The sequence below is a fragment of the Priestia sp. SIMBA_032 genome (assembly GCF_046535215.1).
Lineage (GTDB): Bacteria > Bacillota > Bacilli > Bacillales > Bacillaceae_H > Priestia > Priestia aryabhattai.
In genome coordinates, this window is sequence record NZ_JAWRXD010001641.1 from 1 (window position 1) to 232 (window position 232).

A 232-nucleotide genomic window follows, 5' to 3' on the forward strand; every position below is an offset into this window, starting at 1 on the left:
GATCAAACGCTGTGATTTGACTGGACACTGGCGTATCTTCATTCGTGACCAAGGTTACCACTACTGGCCCCACTGGCAGATCATTTACTGGCAGAATCGTAATCGTGATTGTAGAAACTGCCGTTCCTCCCTGGCCGTCACTTACTACTACACTGAAGCTATCTATCCCATTGTAATTTTCATTTGGCGTATACGTGTAGGTGCCGTCTGGATTCACAATGACCGTTCCATT

The 232-nt window shown here is 46.6% G+C and carries 1 protein-coding gene; it reads right to left on the minus strand.

Translation table 11 applies throughout. From position 1 onward, the window contains the following. Nucleotides 1-232 (minus strand): cadherin-like domain-containing protein (locus SB717_RS39835; protein ID WP_410908881.1); only part of this gene is annotated, 232 nt, incomplete at both ends.